Genomic DNA, 19,151 nt, shown 5'->3' on the forward strand with positions numbered 1-19,151 from the left:
CTGCCCGGGCCGCCATCGCTCTGCTAAAGTTCCTGAACGAATGGGAGAGAATATGTCAGGTCGCTGGCAGGGAATTGCGTTTGCGATGGCTGCTGTGGTCGTTGCTTTTGGGACCGCGTGGGCAGCGTACTGGATTGGGTTCGCGGGACATCTTCCGAGCGATGCTCTGTTGCGTGCGGATCGCCATGTGGCCGGCCTTTTGAAGGCCGCCGCGCTCTTTACACCGCTGATCGTCCTCTATTTGACCTGGAGGAATTGGCTGACAGCGCGGCATAAGATCAAGGTTGATCTGTTTGATCGACGGTGGGCGCTTTGGCGCGAAGTCGAGCGAATTTACTCTGAAACTATTGAGGGCCGGGATTTCAGTAGGCCGTTGCAGCTGAGTGCCATTCACGCGTCCTGGCAGGCGCAGTACCTCTTTAGTGACGCTGCGGGAAAGTATCTGCGCGACAGTTTTTTCGCAGATCTGAGCGCGTGGTCTGAGGAGATGAATCGTCCGCTCAAGTCAGATCAGGAGGCAGACTGGACGAAACGGGTCGACGAGTTGTCTGACCGTTTAGGTAACCACCCGTTTCGGTTCCATGAAGTCGTCGGAGAGCAGCTAACAATTCGGGAGTAGCTCCGCTTGGCCGATCCACTGGCCTCCTAAGATTTGCAATTGCAATGGCAGACAATGCAGAGGGAGTTGAAGATGCTGGAAGCTCTTTTCTTGGCGACCGTCAAGGCGACGCCGGCGACCGCTGCAGCGGCGAGTGCTGGCGAGGACTGGAAGTGGCTGGTGCCGGTGGCTACATTGATTCTGGGCTTCGTCCTTAAGTGGCTTCAGGATAACGTCACCGAAAAGGGGCGAAGGCGGCACGAGAAGGATCTGCGCCGGGAGCAGCGCTATGACTTGCTGCGGATGCGGCGCCTGGAAGCCGAACGCGCGAACATGCTGGCATTGCAGCCCATGGTCACGAATCTTCTGCGAAAGTGCTCACAATGTCATCTTGAGCGGGTTCGAGCGGTCTCCTCACTCGCTTCCATAGGATGGAAAAATGCTCGCTTGCCTCCCGAACTAGACGAAGAACTTCGCAAGGCGTTGGCGGACCTTGTTCCGCTTAGGGCGCGACTGCACTCGACCGATGTGACGAGTCTGATTGACGATGTCGTTTCGGATGTGGTCAAGACCCAATCGCCAAGAATTGGGCAAGAGGATGCAGACGCTCTTTGGTTCGGTCTGTCGGACAAGCACGATCAACTTCAAGCCTTGATCGGCGACCGTATCAAATCGTTGGAAGACGAGAATCAGCAGCTTGGCGATCCACCTGGGCAGTGAGTGCCGCTGGCTGCCAGCTTCAAAAGCTGGCAAGAAAGCTGGCAAGTTGCTGCCAATCCATGCCCATTTCTGCCCATGCGGCAGCCATAAACAAAAAAGCCCATCAAGCTAAGGCATTGATGGGCTTCGTTATTTCTGCTTTCTGGAAACCAGCGCCGATGGCGTCACGGGGACAATGCACCCCCGGTTTCTACAGTGCTGCAAGGTACAGGGCCGATCCCGCGTTGCCACGGTCAGGGCCTGCCCAACGGTTGCAATGCTACGGCAAAACAGCTGAACAGTCACCTTTGCAATCCACAACACGTTGTAGAGCCACCGTCATAGCGGATTGGTAACGTCATTGGCACGAATTTGCGACACACTGGCGACGACCATCCGAGCCAGGACAGACACGGAGACTGTGGGTGACCGATGCAAGCCAACAACGCAGCCTGCGACAGCTGATCGGGCCGGTCGGTGCCGACTATCAGCGGCGCGCGTTGCCGCCCGGCTGGGTCTGGGCCGTGCTGGCGGTGCTGCTGGCGGCCACCTGGGTGACGGAGTTGCCGGCCACGGCCGCGGCGGCACTGGTCGCCAGCGCGGTGGTGGTGCACTGGTCGCAGCGCGGTCGCATCCATTGGCTCGGCTGGCGCCTACCGGGCCTGGCCGTACTGGCGGCCCTGCTGTGGGGGCCGGAAGTGCTGTCGCAGTGGTTCGAGCACGGGCTGGCCGTGGTCCTGATGTCGCTGGCCAGTCTCAGTATTGGCGTGCACGTGTGGCAGTCGCGGCAGTTGGCGCGCCAGCTGCAGGGCGCCGCCGATGCGCTGGATGATGCCCAGTTGCTGTCGTTGCTGCCCGATGATGCCGCGCAGCTGGCCCAGCAGTGGCGGGAAGGCGATGACCGCTACGCGCCGGAACTGGCGGTGGTGATGCACCTGGCGGTGATGCACGCGGCGCTGGCGCCGCGCATGCGCGGGCAGGGCATGCTGGCGGGGTGACCCGCCTTTTGTAGCGCCGAGCCATGCTCGACTGCTTTTCTTACCGAAGCCGAGCATGGCTCGGCTCTACAGAAAACCAAGGCAGCCGAGCATGGCCCAGCTTTACAGGGTGATGCGCAGCGGCCTTACGCGTCGCGGTTGCCGCGACGCATCACGCGCTGCTTCTCGATCGCCCAGTCGCGGTCCTTGGCGGCATCGCGCTTGTCGTGGGTCTGCTTGCCCTTGGCCAGCGCGACTTCGAGCTTGATCTTGTTCTTGCTCCAGTACATCGCGGTGGGCACGATGGTGTAGCCATCGCGCTCGACCTTGCCGACCAGCTTGTCGATCTCGCTCCGGTGCAGCAGCAGCTTGCGCTCGCGCCGGTCGTTGGCCACCACGTGGGTGGAGGCCTGGATCAACGGGGTGATCTGGGCGCCGATCAGGAAGATCTCGCCGTGCTTGACGTAGGCGTAGGCATCGATGATGTTGCCGCGGCCAGCGCGGATCGACTTCACCTCCCAGCCCTGCAGTGCCAGGCCGGCCTCGAAGCGTTCTTCGATGTGGTACTCGTGGCGGGCACGCTTGTTCAACGCGATGGTCTTGTTGGCCGTCGCGCTCTTTGCTTTATCCTTGCCGCTGTTCTTGCTCATTTCCGTATTGTCTCCGATTCGGGCCCGCCCGGTCGATTGCCGAAACGTCCTGTATTCATGCCTACTATCCGCCGCAGCGCCCTGGTCGAACATTCGTCCGCGCGCATGTTCGACCTGGTCAACGATGTCCAGGCCTATCCGCGCCGCTTCCGCTGGTGCTCGGCTGCCCAGATCCTGGAGCAGGGCGAGGACCGGCTGGTGGCGCGCCTGGACCTGGGCCTGGGTTCGTTCAGCACCTGGTTCCAGACCGAAAACACCCTGCAGCGCCCGCACAGCATCGACATGCAGCTGCGCGATGGCCCGTTCAAGCAGTTGCACGGCCGCTGGGAATTCCATGCGCTGGCCGAGGACGCCTGCAAGGTCACCCTGACCCTGGAATTCGAGCCCAGCTCGCGCCTGCTGGGGCCGGCCCTGGCGATCGGCTTCCAGGGTCTGGCCGATCGGATGGTCAATGATTTCGTCCGCGTCGCCGACGAGGCCTGAGCGATGATCGAGGTCGAGGTGGTGCTGGCCTGGCCGCAGCAGGTGCTGTCGCGCCGGCTGCAGCTGGACGAGGGCGCGACCGTGGCCGATGCCATTGCCGCCGCCGCGCTGGAAGGCAGTGACCGATGCCCGGCCGTGGCCGTGCATGGCGTACTGGCGCGCCCGCAGCAGGTGTTGCTGGAGGGTGACCGCATTGAGCTGCTACGCCCGTTGCTGGCCGACCCCAAGGACAACCGCCGGCGCCGCGCGCTCGGCGGTTGATGCCCGCAACCCGTCCGTGGGGACGGGCAGGGGGCCTCAGCGGCCCTTCTTCTTCTTGTCCTTCGGCAGGTTGCGGCCGAACTGGCGCACGGTCTGCTGGGCCAGTGCCTTGTCGTTGCCCGGGAAGTAATCGCCTTCCCAACGGGTCACGGTGTCATTCTCGAAGAACACCACGAAGTTCTTCACTTCAGTACGTCCCAGGCGGTTCACCCGCTGGCTGGAGGTGTAGTCCCAGCGCTGGGCGTGGAACGGATCGGGAATGGACGGGGTGCCCAGCAGCGCGGTGACCTGCTGCTTGCTCTGCCCGACCTGCAGCTTGGCCACGGCATCTTCCCGGATCAGGTTGCCCTGATAGATGGGTTGCTTGTAGATGATGCCGCACCCGGTGGTGGACAGGGCGACGGCGGCGACCAACAGGAGATTGCGCATCGGGACTGGCGGTTGGGGAAATCAAACCGATGATACACTCCCGGCGTGCCACCGCGACCCAATCCGAGGCAGCTGGCGCTAAATCGCCAATGAACGGAGACCTATGGAAACCCACGACCTGCGTAAAGTCGGCCTGAAGGTGACCCATCCGCGGATGCGGATCCTGGCGCTGCTCGAGCAGCGCAATGCCCAGCACCACATGACCGCCGAAGACATCTACCGCCAGCTGCTGGAGCATGGCGACGAGATCGGCCTGGCGACGGTGTACCGGGTGCTGACCCAGTTCGAGGCCGCCGGCCTCGTGCTCAAGCACAATTTCGAGGGCGGGCAGGCGGTCTACGAGCTTGACCGTGGCGGCCATCACGACCACATGGTCGACGTGGACAGCGGCAAGATCATCGAGTTCGAGAGCCATGAGATCGAGGAGCTGCAGCGCAAGATCGCAGCCGACCACGGCTACGAACTGGAAGAGCACTCGCTGGTGCTGTACGTGCGCAAGAAGCGCAAGTAAGCCGATCCGGCCAGCCAGATGCGACGAAACCCCGGGCCTGCCCGGGGTTTTTCGTTGCTGGGGTCAGGGCCTGTTCCCTTCAGGAAAGGGCTCTGAGCCCGGGCGCCCCGCGGAGTCGGATCCCTTTGCACGAGCAAAGGGCTCTGACCCCTTGCGACCCAGCAGGATCTTCAGATCCACCGCCTCGGCCATCGCCCGGTTCCCCGCATCACCCGGATGCAGGTGGTCGCCGGAGTCGTAGGCAGCGGCCATCCGTGACGGATCGGCCGGATCGCGCAGGGCCGCGTCCAGGTCGATCACCGCGTCGAACGGCCCGTCGGTGCGCAGCCAGGCATTGAGCTGGCGGCGCAGGGCGTCCTTGTCCGGGTGGTAGTAGTCGTCCAGCGGCGTGCCGGGCAGGGCGCCGGCGAACGGCATCAGGGTGGCGCCGAGGATGCGTAGACCCCGCCGATGGGCCTGTTCGGCCAGGGCGCGGTAGCCTGCCTGCAGCTCGGCAAGCGTGGGCCGCGCCTGCTTGCGCGCGAAGCCGGTGCCGGGCCAGCTGATGTCGTTGATGCCGATCAGCACGATCACGCTGGACACGCCAGGCTGATCCAGCACATCGCGTTGGAAGCGCGCCGGCGCGGATTCCCCCATGCCGTCGCGCAAGAGGCGGCCACCGGAGATGCCGGCATTGACCACGGCGATGCCCCGCGGTGCCAAACGCGCGGCCAGATGGTCGGTCCAGCGCTGGTCCTGGTCGAGGCTGGCGGTGGCGCCGTCGGTGATCGAATCGCCGATCACCACCACGCTGCGTGCGCTGGTCGGCGCCTCGACCTCGATGCCGGCCAGGAACAGGCGGGCCGTGGTGCTGCTGGCCCCGCTCAGTGCCTGGGCCTGGCTCTGGTCGCCAGGCGCAATCCAACTGGTCTGCCTGCCCTCCCAATGGAACGTCTGTACCGGCATCGGCCCCGGCACGAAGACACTGACCTGCAGCGCCTGCCGGTCAGCCGTGGCCAGTGGCAGCGGATCGCTCAGCCGTTCCTGCCCGGGGCCGATCAGTACCCCGGGCTGGCCTTCGAAACTGAGCGGCTGCGGGGTGTCCCCCGCCCGGGCGGCCACGCTCGCCGCCCCGATCCGCAGTGGTTGAGTGCCGTAGGCATTGCTCAGCCGCACTCGCAGCCGGGGCCCGCCCAGGCTGATACGTGCCGTCTGGCGGAAGGTCTGGTCCTGCAGAGCGGCTGGGACCAGGGTCGGAAACAGGAATTCCGCGCCCCAGACCGGTTGCGGGCTGGCCTGCCAGCTGGCGACCCAGTGTGGCGCAGGGGCGTCGCTGGCGGCGCTGGCGGCACTGGACAGGCCGATCAATGCGGTTGTGACGAACTGGCTGAAACGATTCATCGGGCAATCCCGGGTGGAGGGAAGGCCATGGTGATTCCGTACTCATCTGTGAACTAGACTGCGCATGGACAATCATCTGTGAACTGGATTCATTGCCATGGCGCGTTCCGACATCAACCGATCCGGCGAACTGGAAGTGTTCGTGCGGGTGATCGAGACCGGGGGCTTTTCCGCAGCCGCCCGAACGTTGGAGATGACCCCGTCGGCGGTCAGCAAGCTGGTGGCGAGGCTGGAACAACGGCTGGGGACGCGCCTGCTGCAGCGTTCCACCCGCCAGCTGCAGCTGACTCCCGAGGGCTGCGCGTTCTACGAGCGCGGCCTGCGCGTGCTGGCCGACCTGGACGAGGCCGAGCGCTGCGCCAGTGCTCACGCCGAGCCGCGTGGACGCCTGCGGGTCAATTCCAACGTGCCGTTCGGCCAGCATTTCCTGTTGCCGTTGCTGCCGGCGTTCCTGCAGCGCAATCCGCAGGTAGGCGTGGACCTGACCCTCAACGACGAGGTGATCGACCTGCTGGAGCAGCGCACCGACGTGGCGGTGCGGGCCGGTCCGCTGAAGAGCTCGAGCCTGGTGGCGCGGCGGCTGGGCGCGACGCGGATGATGATCGTGGCTGCACCGGCCTACGCGCAGCGGCACGGGCTGCCACGCACTGCCGAGGAGCTGCAGTCGCACAACCGGCTGGATATCGGCCATGCGCGCGCGATGCAGGGCTGGCCGTTGCTGCAGGACGGGCGCGAACGCATGCTGCTGCCCAGTGGCAACGCCCGCGCCAGCAACGGCGATGCGCTGCGCCAGCTGGTGCTGGGTGGGTTGGGCATGGCGCGGCTGGCAGCATTCCAGGTGCAGCAGGATATTGCCGCCGGGCGCCTGCTGCCGGTGCTGGAAGAGGCCAACCCCGGTGACCTGGAAGAGGTGCACGCGGTGTTCCTGGGGCAGGGCGGCTACCTGCCGCTGCGGGTGCGCGCGTTTCTTGATTTCCTGGTGGAGAACGTCGACCTGACGCAGCCACGGGGGTAGTGCCGGCCGCTGGCCGGCAACCTCACGATCTTCGACCCCTCGCATCGGTTGCCGGCCAGCGGCCGGCACTACCGTGCGGAAGCCGGGCCCACGCTCTGCTCTGCCGGCCTCAGGCCCGCAGCAGCTTGCGCGCGGCGGCGCGCGCTTCCTTGCTCACTTCCACGCCGCCGAGCATGCGCGCCAGCTCTTCCTCGCGCGCCTTGCTGTCCAGCTTTTCCACGGCGCTCTGGGTCATGCCTTCCACCGGGGCCTTGCTGACCCGGTAATGGGCATGGCCCTTGGAGGCAACCTGCGGCAGGTGGGTCACGCACAGCACCTGGCGCTTCTCGCCGAGCGCGCGCAGCTTCTGGCCGACGATGTCGGCTACCGCGCCGCCGATGCCGGAGTCGACTTCGTCGAACACCATGGTCGGTACTGCATCCAGGTCCAGCGCGGCCACTTCGATGGCCAGCGAGATGCGTGACAGTTCGCCGCCGGAGGCCACCTTGCGCAGGGCGCGCGGCGGCTGGCCGGCATTGGCTGCGACCAGGAATTCCACGCGCTCGGCACCCTGCGGGTCCGGCTTGCCGGCGTCCTGCGGTTCCAGCTCGATCAGGAACTGGCCGCCGCCCATGCCCAGCTCGGCGATGATGCCGGTGGTGGTGGCCGACAGCTCGGCAGCAGCGCTGCGACGGCTGGCGGTCAGCACTTCGGCCTGTGCGCGCCAGGCGGCGGCGGCCTTGTCGATCTCGCCGGCCAGGCGCTGCAGGCGTTCGTCGGCGCCGCGCAGCTGTTCCACTTCGGCGTGCATGCGCTCGCGCTGCGCACCCAGCTCGTCCATCGGCACGCGGTGCTTGCGGGCCAGGTCGTGCAGGCGGCCGAGGCGGCGCTCGTTCTCCTCGAACTGTTCCGGGTCGGCGTCGAGGTCGTCATGCACCCGGTCCAGCAGCGACAGGGCTTCGTGCAGCTGGATCGAAGCGTTCTCGATCAGGCCATCCACCTCGCCCAGGCGCGGGTCGTGCTCAATCAGGCGCGACAGCTCGTGGCGCACCTGCTGCAGCAGGTCCAGCGCGGAGCTGCCGTCGTCGCCGTTGAGCTGGTTGCTGGCGGCCTGGCAGGCGCTCAGCAGGGCGCTGGCATGGGCCTGGCGGCGGTGGCTGGCGCCGAGTGCGGCAATCGACTCCGGCTCAAGGTCTTCACGGTCCAGCTCGCGCAGCTGGTGCTCCAGGAAGCCGATCCGGTCACTGACGTCGCCCTGTTGCGACAGCGCCAGCGATTCATCGACCAATGCCTGCCAGGCCGCGGCGGCGCGTCGCACCTGGCGGCGTTCGTTCTCATTGCGCGCATAGGCGTCGAGCAGGGCCAGCTGCGACGGGCGCGTCAGCAGGGCCTGCTGTTCGTGCTGTCCGTGGATCTCCACCAGCAGCGAGGCCAGGTCGCCCAGCTGCGCCAGGGTCACCGGGCGGCCGTTGATCCAGGCCCGCGAACCGCCATCGGCGCGGATGACCCGGCGCAGCTGGCACTGCTCCTCGTCGTCCAGCTCGTTGTCGGCCAGCCACTGGCGTGCAGCCTGCAGCTGCTCCAGCGCAAACTCGGCCGAAAGCTCGGCGCGCGCGGCGCCGTGGCGGACCACGCCGCTGTCGGCGCGCAGGCCGGACAGGAAGCCCAGCGCGTCGACCATCAGCGACTTGCCGGCGCCGGTCTCGCCTGAAACCACGGTCATGCCTGGCCCGAACTCCAGTTCGGTGGCGCGGACGACGGCGAAATCCTTGATCGAAAGATGTCTGAGCATGGGTAAGGGGGTATCAGCAGCCGCGCAACGCTAGCACGCGGGCGAGGGAGGTCCAATGACTTGCCAAGGTGATGCGCCGCCATTATCTAGTGTCCGTGTCTCACAGGTTGATTCCATGCACGGTTCTCCCGACCAGCTTGCCCCGCGTGCGCGCCATCTGCTGCGCACGCTGATCGCGCGTTACATCCAGGACGGCGAGCCGGTCGGCTCGCAGACGCTGGCGCGCGTGGCCGGGCTGGAGGTCAGTCCGGCCACCATCCGCAACATCCTGGGTGACCTGGAAGACCTGGGGCTGCTGGCCTCGCCGCACACCTCAGCCGGGCGTGTCCCGACCGCGCATGGCTACCGCGTGTTCGTCGACAGCCTGCTGCAGATGCAGCCGCCGGGCGAAGGCGAGCTGGCCCGGTTGCGGCAGGAACTGGCTGGCGGCGGCAGCACCCAGGCCCTGCTCGGCAGCGCCTCGGAGCTGCTGTCGGCGATGAGCCACTTCGTCGGCGTGGTCAGCGCACCACGACGCGAGCAGTTCGCCTTCCGCCAGATCGATTTTGTGGCGCTGGACGGGCGCCGGGTGCTGGCGATCCTGGTGTTTGCCGACAACGAGGTGCAGAACCGCGTCATCGAGACCCGGCAGGAGTTCGCGCCGGGCCAGCTGGAGCAGGTCGCGAACTACCTCAATGCCCATTTCGCCGGCCTGCCGATGGCCGAGATCCGCACCCGACTGCTGCTGGAACTGCGCGATGCCCGCTCCGAGCTGGAACAGCTGCTGGCGCACAGCATCGAGCTGGCCGAGCAGGCCCTGCAGCCGGCGGCCGACGACATGCTGGTGGCCGGCCAGACCCGCCTGATGGGGGTGCAGGACCTGTCCGACCTGGAGCGCCTGCGCGAGCTGTTCGAGCTGTTCTCCAGCAAGCGCGAGATCCTGCAGCTGCTGGAGCGGACCATCCAGGCGCCCGGCGTGCGCATCTTCATCGGCGAGGAGACCGGGATGATGCCGCTGCAGGGCGTCTCGCTGGTCACTGCCCCTTACACGGCCAATGGCCAGGTGCTGGGCGTGCTGGGGGTGATCGGCCCCAAGCGGATGGCCTACGACCGCGTGATCCCGCTGGTCCAGGCTACCGCCGATGTACTGGGCGCGGCGTTTTCGCCAGCCGGCCGCCCGCCGGGAACATCCGACGCTTGAAACGCAGCATCCCGCCCACACTAGGGTGGGTGGAGGCGGAGATTGACCGCCAGGGACCCAGACATGAACCACGAACAGCCAGATATCGAATCCCAGCAGAGTGCCGCCGATGCGGCCGCCACCGCCGGCGTCAACGACGAAGTCGAGCGCCTGCGCGCCGAAATCGAACAGGTCAAGGCCGATGCCCTGCGTGAGCGCGCCGACCTGGAGAACCAGCGCAAGCGCGTTGCCCGTGACATCGAACAGGCCCGCAAGTTCGCCAACGAGAAGCTGCTGGGCGATCTGCTCCCCGTGTTCGACAGCCTGGATGCCGGCCTGAAGGCCGCCGGCGACGACCCGCACCCGCTGCGCGAAGGCCTGGAGCTGACCTACAAGCAGCTGCTGAAGGTGGCCGCCGACAACGGACTGGTCCTGCTGGACCCCATCGGCCAGCCGTTCAACCCGGAACACCACCAGGCCATCAGCCAGGTGCCGACGCCGGGCGCCGCCCCGGGCAGCGTGGTGACCGTGTTCCAGAAGGGCTACCTGCTCAACGAGCGCCTGCTGCGGCCGGCGCTGGTGGTGGTGGCCGCCGATTGATGGACCAGGCCGGGCTTTGCCCGGTCCCGGTTGTGCCAGGCCATGCCTGGCAAGGTTTTCCAGGCGCTGAACACAGCGTTCGGGAGACGGCTTGAATGTTCCACGAGCCTCCCCCACATCGTATTCATCCACCGGCCGAACGGCCGGACTGACACCAACAAGCATCCTCAGGAGTCTCCCCCATGGGCAAGATCATTGGTATCGACCTCGGCACCACCAACTCGTGCGTGGCGATCATGGACGGCGGCAAGGCCCGCGTCATCGAGAATTCGGAAGGCGATCGCACCACCCCGTCGATCGTCGCCTACACCAAGGACGGCGAAGTCCTGGTCGGCGCCTCGGCCAAGCGCCAGGCCGTGACCAACCCGAAGAACACCTTCTACGCGGTGAAGCGCCTGATCGGCCGCAAGTTCACCGACGCCGAAGTGCAGAAGGACATCGCGCACGTCCCGTACAGCATCCTGGCCCATGACAATGGCGACGCCTGGGTGGCCACCAGCGACGGCAAGAAGATGGCTCCGCAGGAAATCTCGGCCAAGGTGCTGGAAAAGATGAAGAAGACCGCCGAGGACTTCCTCGGTGAGAAGGTCACCGAAGCGGTCATCACCGTGCCGGCCTACTTCAACGACAGCCAGCGCCAGGCAACCAAGGACGCCGGCCGCATCGCCGGCCTGGACGTCAAGCGCATCATCAACGAGCCGACCGCGGCCGCGCTGGCCTATGGCCTGGACAAGGGCGACAACAAGGATCGCAAGATCGTGGTGTACGACCTGGGCGGCGGCACCTTCGACGTCTCGGTGATCGAGATCGCCAACGTCGACGGTGAAAAGCAGTTCGAAGTGCTGGCCACCAACGGCGACACCTTCCTGGGTGGCGAAGACTTCGACAACCGCGTCATCGAGTACCTGGTTGAAGAGTTCAACAAGGACCAGGGCATCGACCTGCGCAAGGATCCGCTGGCCCTGCAGCGCCTGAAGGATGCTGCCGAGCGCGCCAAGATCGAGCTGTCCAGCGCCCAGCAGACCGAAGTGAACCTGCCGTACGTCACCGCTGACGCGTCGGGTCCGAAGCACCTGAACATCAAGCTGACCCGCGCCAAGCTGGAAGCACTGGTGGACGACCTGATCAAGAAGTCGATCGAGCCGTGCCGCGTCGCCCTGAACGATGCCGGCCTGCGTTCGAGCGACATCAGCGAAGTGATCCTGGTCGGCGGCCAGACCCGCATGCCGAAGGTGCAGCAGGCGGTGACCGAGTTCTTCGGCAAGGAACCGCGCAAGGACGTCAACCCGGACGAAGCCGTGGCACTGGGTGCTGCGATCCAGGGCGGCGTGCTGGGCGGCGACGTCAAGGACGTGCTGCTGCTGGACGTGACCCCGCTGTCGCTGGGCATCGAGACCATGGGCGGCGTGTTCACCAAGATCATCGAGAAGAACACCACCATCCCGACCAAGGCCTCGCAGGTGTTCTCCACCGCCGAGGACAACCAGTCGGCCGTGACCGTGCACGTGCTGCAGGGTGAGCGCGAACAGGCCCGCTTCAACAAGTCGCTGGCCAAGTTCGACCTGTCCGGCATCGAGCCGGCCCCGCGTGGCCTGCCGCAGGTGGAAGTGTCCTTCGACATCGACGCCAACGGCATCCTGCACGTGTCGGCCAAGGACAAGAAGACCAACAAGGAACAGAAGGTCGAGATCAAGGCCGGTTCGGGCCTGTCCGAGGAAGAGATCGCGCGCATGGTCGCCGACGCGGAAGCCAACCGCGAAGAAGACAAGAAGTTCCAGGAACTGGTGCAGGCCCGCAACCAGGCCGACGCCCTGATCCACGGCACCCGCAGCGCCATCACCGAGCACGGCAGCAAGGTCGGCGGCGATGTCATCGGCAAGGTCGAGGCGGCCCTGGCCGACCTGGAAACCGCGATGAAGGGTGACGACAAGGCACAGATCGAAGCCAAGTCGAAGGCGCTGGAAGAAGCTGGCCAGTCGCTGTTCGCCGCTGCTTCGGCCGACCAGGGCGGTGCCCCGGGTGCCGACGCCGGCAATGCCGGCAAGGCGCAGGACGACGTGGTCGACGCCGAGTTCACCGAAGTCAAGGACGACAAGAAGTCCTGATCCGGACCGACACGGGACGCTGGCCACCAGCGTCCCGTTGTCGCATCAGGGTCCTGACCGCCCACCGGCGTGTCGGGGCGCCCGACGCAAGAGCGGACCTGGTTCCGCTCTTCCGCTTTGACGAATCCCGACTTTCCGGAACCAGATCCACGATATGAGCAAGCGCGACTATTACGAAGTGCTGGGCGTTGCCCGCACCGCCACCGACGACGAGCTGAAGAAGGCGTACCGTCGCTGCGCGATGAAGTTCCACCCGGACCGCAACCCGGGTGATGCGGCGGCCGAAGCCTCCTTCAAGGAGTGCAAGGAAGCCTACGAAGTACTGTCCGACGGCAACAAGCGCCGCATGTACGACAGCCATGGCCACGCGGCGTTCGAGCACGGCATGGGCGGCGGCGGGCCGGGCGGCCCGGACATGAACGATATCTTCGGCGATATCTTCGGCAACATCTTTGGCGGCGGTGGCGGTGGTCCGCGCCAGGCGCGTCGCGGCGCCGATATCGGCTACGTGATGGAGCTGGACCTGGAAGAAGCCGTGCGCGGCGTCGAGCGCCGCATCGAGATTCCGACCCTGGCCGAGTGCGGCGACTGCGATGGCAGTGGCTCGGAAGACGGCAAGGTCGAAACCTGCAATGTGTGCCATGGCCGCGGCCAGGTGCGCATCCAGCGCGGCATCTTCGCCATGCAGCAGGCCTGCCACAACTGCGGCGGCCGTGGCCAGATCATCGCCAAGCCCTGCAAGACCTGCCACGGCAACGGCCGTGTCGAGGAAGACAAGGTGCTGTCGGTGAAGGTGCCGGCCGGCGTCGATACCGGCGACCGCATCCGCCTGCAGGGCGAGGGCGAAGCCGGTCCGGCCGGTACGCCACCGGGCGACCTGTACGTGGAAGTGCGCGTGCGCGAGCATGCGATCTTCCAGCGCGATGGCGACGACCTGCACTGTGAAGTGCCGATCCGCATCTCGCAGGCGGCACTGGGTGACACCGTGCGCGTGGCCACCCTCGGCGGCGAAGCGGAGATCCGCATTCCGGCCGAGACCCAGACCGGCAAGCTGTTCCGCCTGCGCGGCAAGGGCGTGCGTTCGGTGCGCAGCCGCAGCGAGGGCGACCTGTACTGCCGCGTGGTGGTGGAGACTCCGGTCAACCTCACCCCTGAGCAGCGCAAGCTGCTGGAACAGTTCGAAGCCACCTTCGTCGGCGAGGAAGCACGCAAGCATTCGCCGAAGTCGGCCACCTTCATGGATGGCGTGAAGGGCTTCTGGGACCGGATGACGTCCTGAGTTTTTCAACCGAAGCGTTGAGCGGCAGCGCCGGGCCATGCCCGGCGTTTTCGTTTGCGATCAGCGGAAAAACGCCGCCGGCGTCTGCCCCAGCTGGCGCTTGAACATGCTGGTGAACGCACTGGGGCTGTCGTAGCCCATCGCCAGCGCGACATCGATGACCTTGTCGCCGACCGCCAGCCGCTCCAATGCGGCCAGCAGTCGCGCCTGCTGTCGCCACTGGCCGAAGGTCATGCCCAGCTCGTGGGCGAAGTGGCGCTGGATGGTTTTCACGTCCACTTCCAGCGCCTGTGCCCAGTCCTGCAGCGTGGCGTCGTCGCCGGGGCGCTTCTGGATGTGCTGGCAGATCCGCTGCAGGCGCGGGTCGGTGGGCGAGGGCAGGTGCAGCGGCAGTACGTCCATGCGATGCAGTTCGTCCAGCAGCAGGCGCACCACGCGGCCATCGCGGCTGTCTTCGATGTGCTCGCCCTTGATCAGGGTGGCTGCCTGCAGCAGTTCGCGCAGCAGCGGTGCCACCTGTACCGCGAACGGTTCGGCCGGCAACTGCGGGGCGAACGACGGATCGATGTACAGGCTGCGCATGTGCACGGCGGCAATGCAGTCCACCGCGTGCACCATGCCCGCCGGCATCCAGATCGCACGGGTGGAGGGCACGACCCAGCGACCGACTTCCGAGCGCACCACCATCAGCCCCGAGATGGCATAGACCAGCTGGTGGCGCTGGTGCTTGTGGCCTGCGATATGGGTGCCTGCCGGGTACTGGGTAACCCGGTAGGTGACCGGACGATGCAGTGGCACATCACGCCACGGCGCAGCCGGGTCGACATCGCCGGCAATGTCCTTTTTGCGATAGGCCATGACCCGAACGCGGCAGAAGGGAGGGGAGGGCAACCGTAGCATGCGTGGCTCGCCCCCAACCTGACTGCGTCCATGTCCGCCTTGGCTTCTCCCGCAACGACCTCACGTCCGGTGGCTCCCGGTGTGCTGGCAGCTATTTCCACCTCGCATGTCGTCAACGACATGATGCAGTCGCTGATCCTGGCCATCTATCCAGTGATCAAGGGCGGCTTCAACCTGAGCTTCACCCAGATCGGCCTGATCACGCTGACCTACCAGCTGACCGCTTCGATCTTCCAGCCACTGGTTGGCGCCGCCACCGACCGTCGCCCGGCGCCGTACTCGCTGCCGATCGGCATGGCCTCGACCCTGTGCGGCATGCTGCTGCTCGGCTTCGCGCCGAACTATGCGGTGGTGCTGATGGCTGCGGCGATGGTCGGCATTGGTTCGGCCATTTTCCATCCGGAAGCATCGCGCATTGCGCGGCTGGCCTCGGGTGGCCGCCATGGCTTCGCGCAGTCGGTGTTCCAGGTGGGTGGCAATTTCGGTACCGCGCTCGGTCCACTGATTGCTGCAGCCGTGATCGTGCCCCATGGCCAGCATGCCGCGTCGTGGTTTGCCGGCGCCGCGCTGATCGGCATTGCACTGCTGACCTATGTCGGCCGCTGGTATGCGCTGCACCTGGGCACCCCGCGCCCGGCCAGCACCGCCTCGATGGCGCCGCGCCATCCCCCGCGCACCGTGGCCAAGGTGCTGGCGATCCTGCTGGTGCTGATCTTCAGCAAATACTTCTACATGGCCAGCATCGGCAGCTACTTCACCTTCTACCTGATCCACCATTTCGGCATTCCCGTGGCGCAGGCGCAGCTGCATCTGTTCGCATTCCTGGTGGCGTCCGCCGCCGGCGGCTTCCTCGGTGGCCCGCTGGGCGATCGCATCGGCCGCAAGCCGATCATCTGGACCTCGATCCTGGGCGTTGCGCCGTTCGCACTGATGCTGCCGCATGCCGATCTGTTCTGGACCACGGTGCTGGCGGTGCTGATCGGTTTCGTGTTGTCTTCGGCGTTCTCGGCGATCGTGGTGTACGCACAGGAAATGATGCCGCACCGCATCGGCATGGTGTCCGGCCTGTTCTTCGGCTTTGCGTTCGGCATGGGTGGACTGGGTGCTGCCGTGCTCGGCCTGCTGGCGGACAAGACCAGCATCGAGTACGTCTACCAGTTGACTGCGTTCCTGCCGCTGCTCGGCATCGTGGCGGCGTGGCTGCCGCCGTCGCGGCCTGCTGTTCACTGAGGGGTGCTTCTTTTTGCAGGGCTGCGCCCTGCACCCGCAGAGGCAACGGCAAATGCCAAAGCGCGCTATCCGTGGATTGGCGGGGTGGGTCAGGTTGCGGGGGACACTGCAAGTACGTCCATGTAGCTCGGTCGCGCCGTTTTCCGCGATCTGTCGGAACAGCGTTCTGCTTTGGTGGGTGCCGACCGTTGGTCGGCACGGGGTCGGATATCGATATTTGACAGACGTGTCGATCAACGGACGACACCTACCAACAGCCGCAGTTGCCAGTAGAGCCACGCCATGCGTGGACGAATTCATTCGGTATCCGACAGATGTGCCGACCAACGGTCGGCACCCACCAGAAGCTGTCGGCCAACTGTCGAAGGTGGGGCGGTGTGGGTGGGCAGGACCGTTGGCGCCATGGATGGCGCCATCGAGCCCCCATGGATGGGTTTACGGCGTGTCCTGCCCACCCACACCGCCCCGCCATCCCACGGATAGCCCGCTCTGGCTTTTGATGTTGACGTTGATTCTGCAGGCGCAGGGCTGCAAGCCCTGCCGAACCCCCCACCGGGCGTAGAATGCGGCCATGAGCGAATCCCTCGATAACCACCTGGTCCACGGCCGCCGCCAGCGGCCCGACGGCCCGTCGCCGATCGATGTCATCTCGGTCCAGTCGCAACTTGTCTACGGCCACGCCGGCAACAGCGCCGCCGTGCCGCCGATGCGCGCTCTCGGCGTGCGCGTAGCCGAAATTCCGACCGTGTTGCTCAGCAACGCGCCGTTCTACGACACCACGCGCGGTCGCGTGCTGCCCGCCGACTGGTTCGCCGACCTGCTGCTGGGCACCCACGAGCGCGGCCTGCCGCAGCGGGCGAAGATGCTGGTGTCCGGCTACTTCGGCAGCACCGCCAACGGTGCGGCCTTCGCCGACTGGCTGGACGACATCCTGCCGGCCTGCCCGCAGCTGCGTTACTGCCTGGATCCGGTGATTGGTGATACCCACACCGGCCCCTACGTGGAACCGGGCCTGGAAGCGATCTTCGCCGAGCGCCTGCTGCCGCATGCCTGGCTGGTGACCCCGAACGCCTTTGAACTCAATCGCCTTACCGGCATGCCGGCGCTCGCCGAGGCCGATGCCATCGCCGCCGCACGCACGCTGCTGGATCGTGGCCCGCACTGGGTGATCGCGCACAGCGTGGGCGGCACCCCGGGTGAACTGGTGACCCTGGCTGTCGGCCGCGAGGAGACCTGGCGCTGGACCTCGCCCCTGCTGCCGGTGGACGTGGCTGGTACGGGTGATGTGCTGATGTCGCTGGTGGTGTCGTTCCTGCTGCGCGGCGAATCGATGCAGCAGGCGATCTCGCGTGCGATTGCCGGCACCCACGCGGCCCTGGAGGCGACCTTGGACAACGGCTTCGAAGAATTCGACGTGATCGCTGCAGCGCCTGCCGCGCTGGCCGAGGGGACGCGCTTCCGCGCCGAACGCGTGGCATGAGCGGCCTGCTCGAACGCACGCCGCGCACGGTCGGCATCGTCGGCAGTGCCGGCGCCTACGGACGCTGGCTGACCCGCTTCTTCCAGCAGCACATGCAGCTGCGGGTAATCGGCCATGATCCGGCTGATCCGGGCTCGCATACGCCGGAACAGCTGCTCGCGCAGGCCGATGTGCTGGTGTTCTCGGCGCCGATCCGGCATACGCCGGCGTTGATCGCCGAGTACGTGCGGCAGTCGGCCGGCCGCGAGCAGGACCGCCTGTGGCTGGATGTGACCTCGGTGAAGGAGGCGCCGGTGCAGGCGATGCTGGCCTCGCAGGCCGAGGTGGTCGGGCTGCACCCGATGACCGCGCCACCGAAAGCGCCGACACTGAAGGGTCGGGTGATGGTGGTCTGCGAAGCGCGGCTGCGGCACTGGCAGCCATGGGTCGATTCGCTGTGCACGGCGCTGCAGGCTGAGTGCGTGCGGGCCACGCCGCAGCATCACGACCAGATGATGGCGCTGGTACAGGCGATGGTGCATGCCACCCACCTGGCCCAGGCCGGCGTGCTGCGCCAGTACCAGCCGCAGCTGGGCGACCTGGCCGCGATGATGCCGTACCGGTCGGCATCGTTCGAACTGGATACGGCGATCATCTCGCGCATCCTGTCGCTGAACCCCGCGATCTACGAGGACATCCAGTTCGGCAATCCGTACGTGGCGCCGATGCTGGAGCGCTTGATCGGCCAGCTGCAGGCCCTGCAGGCCCAGGTCGGGCAGGGCGACGACACTGCACGCAGTGCATTCCGTGAGCAGCTGCTGTCGGCCAACCACAGTGCCTTCGGCGAGCAGGCACTGGCCGAGGGCAACTACACCTTTGAACGCGTGGGCTATCTGCTGGCTGACCTGACCGAGCGCAATGCGTTGTCGGTGCACCTGCCGGAAGATCGGCCGGGCTCACTGCGTGAACTGCTGAACGTGTTCGAGCAGCACCGCATCAGCCTGGCCTCGATCCATTCCTCGCGCACGCCTGGCGGCGAAGTGCATTTCCGGATCGGGTTCGTGGCCGGCAGCGATCCGGGGGCGATCAGTCGCGCGGCCGCCGAAGTGGACGCTAGCGGCATCGGGCGGGTGCTGGGCTGAGCACATTCATCCACAGGCGGTGTGGATGGTTTCTGAGCAAAGGTGTGGATAACCTCGCTCAGCCCTTGGTAGTAAAGGCTGTCAAGATGGTTGGTCAAAAATTGATCACGCTTTTTGTAGGGTCGAGCCAGGCTCGACCGCCTTTGGCAAAAAGCGTGTCGACCAAGGTCGACACCTACCAGAGGCAAAAGGCGTGTCGACAAAGGTCGATACCCACCAGAGCGGAGCGGTACGAAATCCCGTGGCGCCGGGCCATGCCCGGCGAACCTCAGATCGTCAGCCTCAGCTCACCGCCACTGGTGGTGAACTCGCGGCCGTCGCGTACCAGCGGCCGTCCATCATCCAGCTCGTAGCGTGGCGTGGCTTCGGAATGGTGCCCGCTGCCATTCGCCTCGGGCTTGAACTCGATGATGATGTGGCTTTCGCCGTTGCTGTCGACGGCGGGGAACTGACGGAACGACATCGTGCACCTCCTTCAGCGGATGCTGCTGTTGCGCGGCCAG

At 66.1% G+C, this 19,151-nt stretch carries 20 protein-coding genes; 14 read left to right on the forward strand and 6 right to left on the reverse strand.

What is annotated here, in order from left to right:
* Positions 1-52: 52 nt before the first annotated feature.
* From AC5P6X_RS02815 to AC5P6X_RS02825, 3 genes are all read left to right on the forward strand, one after another.
* Positions 53-619, forward strand: a complete 567-nt coding sequence (locus tag AC5P6X_RS02815; RefSeq protein ID WP_495215334.1) for a hypothetical protein — start codon at positions 53-55, stop codon at positions 617-619.
* 72 nt (positions 620-691) lie between these two features.
* Entirely contained in the window at positions 692-1,318 is a 627-nt protein-coding gene (locus AC5P6X_RS02820; protein ID WP_285310234.1) for a hypothetical protein, read from the forward strand.
* Positions 1,319-1,722: 404 nt separating this feature from the next.
* Positions 1,723-2,295: a hypothetical protein gene (locus AC5P6X_RS02825; RefSeq protein ID WP_005409230.1), complete on the forward strand. Its 573-nt coding sequence runs from the start codon at positions 1,723-1,725 to the stop codon at positions 2,293-2,295.
* A 125-nt stretch (positions 2,296-2,420) separates the two neighbouring features.
* Here the strand turns inward: AC5P6X_RS02825 and smpB are convergent, their stop codons facing one another.
* Positions 2,421-2,924 carry an SsrA-binding protein SmpB gene (smpB, locus tag AC5P6X_RS02830; RefSeq protein WP_005409231.1) on the reverse strand — a complete coding sequence of 168 codons (504 nt, stop codon included), beginning with the start codon at positions 2,922-2,924 and terminating at the stop codon, positions 2,421-2,423.
* Positions 2,925-2,981: 57 nt separating this feature from the next.
* Between smpB and AC5P6X_RS02835 the strand changes: the two genes are divergently transcribed.
* Both AC5P6X_RS02835 and AC5P6X_RS02840 read left to right on the forward strand, forming a co-directional pair.
* Positions 2,982-3,407 (forward strand): type II toxin-antitoxin system RatA family toxin, encoded by a 426-nt coding sequence (locus tag AC5P6X_RS02835; protein ID WP_005409232.1) that lies wholly within the window; start codon positions 2,982-2,984, stop codon positions 3,405-3,407.
* Between the two features lie 3 nt (positions 3,408-3,410).
* Positions 3,411-3,668 (forward strand): RnfH family protein, encoded by a 258-nt coding sequence (locus tag AC5P6X_RS02840; protein WP_005409233.1) that lies wholly within the window; start codon positions 3,411-3,413, stop codon positions 3,666-3,668.
* Between the two features lie 36 nt (positions 3,669-3,704).
* Here the strand turns inward: AC5P6X_RS02840 and AC5P6X_RS02845 are convergent, their stop codons facing one another.
* Positions 3,705-4,097, reverse strand: coding sequence for an outer membrane protein assembly factor BamE (locus tag AC5P6X_RS02845; protein WP_005409234.1), 393 nt, complete (start codon positions 4,095-4,097; stop codon positions 3,705-3,707).
* Positions 4,098-4,200: 103 nt separating this feature from the next.
* Here AC5P6X_RS02845 and fur point away from each other — a divergent pair, with 103 nt between their 5' ends.
* Entirely contained in the window at positions 4,201-4,608 is a 408-nt protein-coding gene (gene fur / locus AC5P6X_RS02850) for a ferric iron uptake transcriptional regulator (RefSeq protein WP_005409235.1), read from the forward strand.
* 63 nt (positions 4,609-4,671) lie between these two features.
* Here the strand turns inward: fur and AC5P6X_RS02855 are convergent, their stop codons facing one another.
* Positions 4,672-5,988: an SGNH/GDSL hydrolase family protein gene (locus AC5P6X_RS02855; protein ID WP_149500933.1), complete on the reverse strand. Its 1,317-nt coding sequence runs from the start codon at positions 5,986-5,988 to the stop codon at positions 4,672-4,674.
* A gap of 97 nt (positions 5,989-6,085) precedes the next feature.
* On the opposite strand from AC5P6X_RS02855, the gene AC5P6X_RS02860 reads away from it, so the two are divergent.
* Positions 6,086-7,003, forward strand: a complete 918-nt coding sequence (locus tag AC5P6X_RS02860; protein ID WP_005409237.1) for a LysR family transcriptional regulator — start codon at positions 6,086-6,088, stop codon at positions 7,001-7,003.
* Between the two features lie 109 nt (positions 7,004-7,112).
* Here the strand turns inward: AC5P6X_RS02860 and recN are convergent, their stop codons facing one another.
* Entirely contained in the window at positions 7,113-8,774 is a 1,662-nt protein-coding gene (gene recN, locus AC5P6X_RS02865) for a DNA repair protein RecN (RefSeq protein ID WP_169448730.1), read from the reverse strand.
* A 115-nt stretch (positions 8,775-8,889) separates the two neighbouring features.
* On the opposite strand from recN, the gene hrcA reads away from it, so the two are divergent.
* The 4 genes from hrcA (at position 8,890) to dnaJ (ending at position 13,917) form a co-directional block, all read left to right on the forward strand.
* Positions 8,890-9,954: a heat-inducible transcriptional repressor HrcA gene (gene hrcA / locus AC5P6X_RS02870; RefSeq protein WP_005409239.1), complete on the forward strand. Its 1,065-nt coding sequence runs from the start codon at positions 8,890-8,892 to the stop codon at positions 9,952-9,954.
* Between the two features lie 63 nt (positions 9,955-10,017).
* Positions 10,018-10,533, forward strand: coding sequence for a nucleotide exchange factor GrpE (gene grpE, locus AC5P6X_RS02875; RefSeq protein ID WP_005409240.1), 516 nt, complete (start codon positions 10,018-10,020; stop codon positions 10,531-10,533).
* Positions 10,534-10,715: 182 nt separating this feature from the next.
* Entirely contained in the window at positions 10,716-12,638 is a 1,923-nt protein-coding gene (gene dnaK / locus AC5P6X_RS02880) for a molecular chaperone DnaK (protein ID WP_005409241.1), read from the forward strand.
* A 154-nt stretch (positions 12,639-12,792) separates the two neighbouring features.
* A complete protein-coding gene (gene dnaJ, locus AC5P6X_RS02885) occupies positions 12,793-13,917 on the forward strand; it encodes a molecular chaperone DnaJ (protein ID WP_005409242.1) in 1,125 nt (374 codons plus the stop codon).
* 60 nt (positions 13,918-13,977) lie between these two features.
* Here the strand turns inward: dnaJ and AC5P6X_RS02890 are convergent, their stop codons facing one another.
* Positions 13,978-14,775, reverse strand: a complete 798-nt coding sequence (locus AC5P6X_RS02890) for an AraC family transcriptional regulator (protein WP_049449244.1) — start codon at positions 14,773-14,775, stop codon at positions 13,978-13,980.
* A gap of 72 nt (positions 14,776-14,847) precedes the next feature.
* Here AC5P6X_RS02890 and AC5P6X_RS02895 point away from each other — a divergent pair, with 72 nt between their 5' ends.
* From AC5P6X_RS02895 to AC5P6X_RS02905, 3 genes are all read left to right on the forward strand, one after another.
* Positions 14,848-16,047 carry an MFS transporter gene (locus AC5P6X_RS02895; protein ID WP_032966631.1) on the forward strand — a complete coding sequence of 400 codons (1,200 nt, stop codon included), beginning with the start codon at positions 14,848-14,850 and terminating at the stop codon, positions 16,045-16,047.
* A 571-nt stretch (positions 16,048-16,618) separates the two neighbouring features.
* Entirely contained in the window at positions 16,619-17,527 is a 909-nt protein-coding gene (gene pdxY / locus AC5P6X_RS02900) for a pyridoxal kinase (protein WP_049430620.1), read from the forward strand.
* Positions 17,524-18,648, forward strand: a complete 1,125-nt coding sequence (locus tag AC5P6X_RS02905) for a prephenate dehydrogenase (RefSeq protein ID WP_149500936.1) — start codon at positions 17,524-17,526, stop codon at positions 18,646-18,648. The genes pdxY and AC5P6X_RS02905 overlap by 4 nt, the downstream gene beginning before the upstream one ends.
* A 268-nt stretch (positions 18,649-18,916) precedes the next feature.
* Here AC5P6X_RS02905 and AC5P6X_RS02910 read toward each other — a convergent pair whose 3' ends face one another.
* On the reverse strand, positions 18,917-19,111 hold the full coding sequence (locus AC5P6X_RS02910; protein WP_005409247.1) for a hypothetical protein: 195 nt from the start codon (positions 19,109-19,111) through the stop codon (positions 18,917-18,919).
* Positions 19,112-19,151 lie beyond the last annotated feature (40 nt).

Source organism: Stenotrophomonas sp. YJH_SMC_40, from assembly GCF_059368615.1.

What these genes read in the sequence shown, in the direction of transcription:
- AC5P6X_RS02815 (WP_495215334.1), top strand. Translation starts at nt 53, where the DNA reads ATGTCAGGTCGCTGGCAGGGAATTGCGTTTGCGATGGCTGCTGTGGTC.
- AC5P6X_RS02820 (WP_285310234.1), top strand. Translation starts at nt 692, where the DNA reads ATGCTGGAAGCTCTTTTCTTGGCGACCGTCAAGGCGACGCCGGCGACC.
- smpB (WP_005409231.1), bottom strand. Translation starts at nt 2,924, where the DNA reads ATGAGCAAGAACAGCGGCAAGGATAAAGCAAAGAGCGCGACGGCCAAC.
- AC5P6X_RS02835 (WP_005409232.1), top strand. Translation starts at nt 2,982, where the DNA reads ATGCCTACTATCCGCCGCAGCGCCCTGGTCGAACATTCGTCCGCGCGC.
- AC5P6X_RS02840 (WP_005409233.1), top strand. Translation starts at nt 3,411, where the DNA reads ATGATCGAGGTCGAGGTGGTGCTGGCCTGGCCGCAGCAGGTGCTGTCG.
- AC5P6X_RS02845 (WP_005409234.1), bottom strand. Translation starts at nt 4,097, where the DNA reads ATGCGCAATCTCCTGTTGGTCGCCGCCGTCGCCCTGTCCACCACCGGG.
- fur (WP_005409235.1), top strand. Translation starts at nt 4,201, where the DNA reads ATGGAAACCCACGACCTGCGTAAAGTCGGCCTGAAGGTGACCCATCCG.
- AC5P6X_RS02855 (WP_149500933.1), bottom strand. Translation starts at nt 5,988, where the DNA reads ATGAATCGTTTCAGCCAGTTCGTCACAACCGCATTGATCGGCCTGTCC.
- AC5P6X_RS02860 (WP_005409237.1), top strand. Translation starts at nt 6,086, where the DNA reads ATGGCGCGTTCCGACATCAACCGATCCGGCGAACTGGAAGTGTTCGTG.
- recN (WP_169448730.1), bottom strand. Translation starts at nt 8,774, where the DNA reads ATGCTCAGACATCTTTCGATCAAGGATTTCGCCGTCGTCCGCGCCACC.
- hrcA (WP_005409239.1), top strand. Translation starts at nt 8,890, where the DNA reads ATGCACGGTTCTCCCGACCAGCTTGCCCCGCGTGCGCGCCATCTGCTG.
- grpE (WP_005409240.1), top strand. Translation starts at nt 10,018, where the DNA reads ATGAACCACGAACAGCCAGATATCGAATCCCAGCAGAGTGCCGCCGAT.
- dnaK (WP_005409241.1), top strand. Translation starts at nt 10,716, where the DNA reads ATGGGCAAGATCATTGGTATCGACCTCGGCACCACCAACTCGTGCGTG.
- dnaJ (WP_005409242.1), top strand. Translation starts at nt 12,793, where the DNA reads ATGAGCAAGCGCGACTATTACGAAGTGCTGGGCGTTGCCCGCACCGCC.
- AC5P6X_RS02890 (WP_049449244.1), bottom strand. Translation starts at nt 14,775, where the DNA reads ATGGCCTATCGCAAAAAGGACATTGCCGGCGATGTCGACCCGGCTGCG.
- AC5P6X_RS02895 (WP_032966631.1), top strand. Translation starts at nt 14,848, where the DNA reads ATGTCCGCCTTGGCTTCTCCCGCAACGACCTCACGTCCGGTGGCTCCC.
- pdxY (WP_049430620.1), top strand. Translation starts at nt 16,619, where the DNA reads ATGAGCGAATCCCTCGATAACCACCTGGTCCACGGCCGCCGCCAGCGG.
- AC5P6X_RS02905 (WP_149500936.1), top strand. Translation starts at nt 17,524, where the DNA reads ATGAGCGGCCTGCTCGAACGCACGCCGCGCACGGTCGGCATCGTCGGC.
- AC5P6X_RS02910 (WP_005409247.1), bottom strand. Translation starts at nt 19,111, where the DNA reads ATGTCGTTCCGTCAGTTCCCCGCCGTCGACAGCAACGGCGAAAGCCAC.